This window comes from Dehalococcoidales bacterium (genome assembly GCA_028716225.1).
Taxonomy (GTDB): domain Bacteria; phylum Chloroflexota; class Dehalococcoidia; order Dehalococcoidales; family UBA5760; genus UBA5760.
The window spans coordinates 1-2,781 of record JAQUQE010000140.1 but is presented as its reverse complement, the minus strand read 5'-3'; the positions used below and the strand labels follow the sequence as shown (position 1 = coordinate 2,781).

5 protein-coding genes are annotated in these 2,781 nt (G+C 50.6%); 4 read left to right on the top strand and 1 reads right to left on the bottom strand.

Annotated features, from left to right (window positions below):
* Positions 1 to 625, top strand: a 625-nt coding sequence (locus PHI12_14925) for a hypothetical protein (GenBank protein MDD5512076.1), incomplete at its 5' end; no start/stop codon positions are given.
* 3 nt (positions 626 to 628) lie between these two features.
* Complete coding sequence (locus PHI12_14920) at positions 629 to 1,228, top strand: hypothetical protein (GenBank protein ID MDD5512075.1); 600 nt, start codon at positions 629 to 631, stop codon at positions 1,226 to 1,228.
* On the opposite strand, the gene PHI12_14915 is transcribed toward PHI12_14920, so the two are convergent.
* On the bottom strand, positions 1,218 to 1,388 hold the full coding sequence (locus PHI12_14915) for a hypothetical protein (protein MDD5512074.1): 171 nt from the start codon (positions 1,386 to 1,388) through the stop codon (positions 1,218 to 1,220). The two genes, PHI12_14920 and PHI12_14915, sit on opposite strands and share 11 nt — an antisense overlap.
* Positions 1,389 to 1,487: 99 nt before the next feature.
* On the opposite strand from PHI12_14915, the gene PHI12_14910 reads away from it, so the two are divergent.
* Positions 1,488 to 1,856, top strand: a complete 369-nt coding sequence (locus PHI12_14910; GenBank protein MDD5512073.1) for a hypothetical protein — start codon at positions 1,488 to 1,490, stop codon at positions 1,854 to 1,856.
* A 9-nt stretch (positions 1,857 to 1,865) separates the two neighbouring features.
* A complete protein-coding gene (locus PHI12_14905; GenBank protein MDD5512072.1) occupies positions 1,866 to 2,078 on the top strand; it encodes a hypothetical protein in 213 nt (70 codons plus the stop codon).
* Positions 2,079 to 2,781: the final 703 nt, after the last annotated feature.

Below are 2,781 nucleotides of genomic sequence, written 5' to 3'. Positions count from 1 at the left end.
CGAGGACACCAGGGCGGATGCCCTTGCCGGATTGATGGAAAGGTACCTTAAACCCACCGCCGAGCCTAACATGTTCTTTTCCGTCCAGGCGGAGTCCGTACCGCTTTTTTCTGTCTTTATCGGGCTGGATAACGCCATACTATTTGCCAATATCTACACGATGCAGATTTACCGCGGCGGCATTGGTAAAAAGCTGGACCGGTCTCGTGTTCCCGCTTGGATAGACTATCAGTCCGCCAGGTTGTCAACGCCGGACCGCGTGACGGCTAAAAAGTACTTTGACGCCCAGGGTAAGTTGAGCTTCACTATTCCTGTAGTAACTGATATCATCCGCAAAGCTACGATTGACACCTACGGACTGAAAACGTACATCGACCTGACTAAAATCGGGATGGAGCAATATAGCCTCGAACCCTGGTCACGAGAGAGTAGCGACCCGCCAGCTATGGAGTGGTTACTCATTGATAGTTGGTCATACGAGAGCCACGAACCGCCAGAGATGGAACAAGTATTGATTGATTATTGGGGAACAGATGTACCAGAAATGACGCTAGTGTTAATTGAGTATTGGGGAACGCCCCCACCGGCTATGAGCCGGGTACTTTATGATGATTGGAGTGTGTGAATTATGGCACTTTCAGACTGGGATATCTGGAAACCGAATACTACTTTGACGCTGGACGCGACTTGGTACAAGAGCAGCCCAACGTCAGTAAAGCTGGCATCTACCGGTACGACCGGAAGAGGTGGATTAATCAGTCGTCGAGCCAACGTGCAGCTTGTCCCCGAAGGGGAAATACGCTTCTGGGTTAAAAAAGTGATAAACTCACAGCCAGCCTTCTCTTTTAGGAATCAATCCCCGCTAGGCAGCGGACAGTGCGAAAACTGCTATTTGCTAAAGGGGTACGCCACAACCTGGCAGTTAAGCCGAGTAGTCAATGGCAGCCCAACCGTTATAGGAACAATGGGAACTTGCCCTTCCAACGGAGAAGAAGGTCACTATCGCTGTGTATTCTGGAACGGAGAAAACTTGTCCGGTGTAGCTGCTTTAGCAGTCAGTCTATATCAAGAGAACACGGCGTCCGAATGGGTATTGCAAGGAACGCTTTACGATACCGTGAACATGTGGCGCGACAGCACGATTAACCGCATGGGCATAGGATTTTCAGGAGGAAGCGGTAACTCCCTGCAATTTGACGATACCGAGCTTTGGACGCCTACGGCATAGCTATCTTAATGCCTACTAAGCCACCAAGAATGATTAAAAGCGGTAATACGACCCACTTGAGAATCATTTCGACTGTTCCCGTTTGCCCTAGCAGCTTGTTGACGGCTGCCGATAGCTCATCGTAGCACTTCTCAAGACGTTCAAGTCGGTCAAGTTCCATGAAGTCCCCCTTACTAAAGTACTCCCTCATTGTAGTACTATTGAGGTATTGTAGCAACCCCCGTTCCATGAGAGAATTAGAGTGAAAGGGGGTGTAGATATGCCAACAAGAAGAAAAACTTTAAGGCGCATGCCGGAGAGAACCCGTAAATTTGTCAGGCTGTGCAACGACCTGGAATCCGTACTACGCAGGCTAAAGAATTTCCAGACTACCATTCATGAACTGGAAATGAAAGCGAAAGCCGAGGAAGCCAGGAACCGGCACGCAGAGAGAATTAGAGTGAAAGGGGGTGATACCATGCCAACAGCCTACTGTGAAGAGTGTAAACTCTATCATTCTAATTGCCCATTCAAGGGCATGACCTCAAGTATGTCGGATGAGCCCCTTGAGGGAAACATGATAGAGTGCAAGCACTTCTTACCAAATCTATATGACGCTGACCCGGATTCCGGCGATTCTGACATCTAAGGAGGTAATATGTATTGTCCTATCTGTCAATCGGAAGTCAGTAAGACTAACTGGCTACCGGCACCAGGTGAAGAACCCACGTTACGAGAGTACCAGTGCCTTAACACTCGCTGTAAGCACGTATTCTACGAGCGTACGGGGAGACTTCAGAAGGTTGAAGGGCAGGACGAGAGAAAAGATTTTCAGCTGGACATGTTCCCCGTCGAACCACGAATTGATTAGGAAAGGTGAGAAAAATGGAGATAGCGAAAGCAATCGAGATATTGTGCGACCTACAGGCTGGTATCATCCCACCAGCACCGCAGGATATGTTTGACGCTATAAAAATGGGTGAGGACGCCTGTAAACGTATTTTGGTATTACGACATGAGGTTTGCCCTGGGTCATACACTGAACTGCCAAAAGAGCGAGAACGGCCAAGTTACACCCCTGACCCTAGGGACTAGAACGCCCCAGAACACCGCTAGATGCCCGTAAATCGGTAAGGGCTGGTTTGATGATATACCATGCCAGCCCTTATAATTTTAAGACCTGTTATCCACTACGGACAGACTGAGCGTACCCCCTAACGAACGCACCGGATACGGAGAAGCGGATACTGGGGGAACTCCAGCCTGGAAGGATGAAAACCTACGCATTACGTAAACGGACACCATCGGTAGCCCTGTCAACCGCGTGAGCGAGCACCGCCAGGTGCGAGGGAACACGGAAGCAAGCCGAAGGCGCGCCAGCGTACACCGGACTTCTTGAGGTCACCGGACATCGAAGCTGGACGAGGAATTGAGGGAGGGGGGAGGGGAGTCGCGCGCGCGCGCGCGCGCGAGGCGTGTCCGCCGATTTTTACCGCTTCCACGCTCGCCGAGGCGTGTTTTACGCCCGTCCCACGCAAAATGACGCTCTACAATCACAATCTGACGGGCTTAAC

Excerpts from the sequence above, each read along its gene's own strand:
- PHI12_14920 (MDD5512075.1), top strand. The coding sequence starts at position 629 with ATGGCACTTTCAGACTGGGATATCTGGAAACCGAATACTACTTTGACG.
- PHI12_14915 (MDD5512074.1), bottom strand. The coding sequence starts at position 1,388 with ATGGAACTTGACCGACTTGAACGTCTTGAGAAGTGCTACGATGAGCTA.
- PHI12_14910 (MDD5512073.1), top strand. The coding sequence starts at position 1,488 with ATGCCAACAAGAAGAAAAACTTTAAGGCGCATGCCGGAGAGAACCCGT.
- PHI12_14905 (MDD5512072.1), top strand. The coding sequence starts at position 1,866 with ATGTATTGTCCTATCTGTCAATCGGAAGTCAGTAAGACTAACTGGCTA.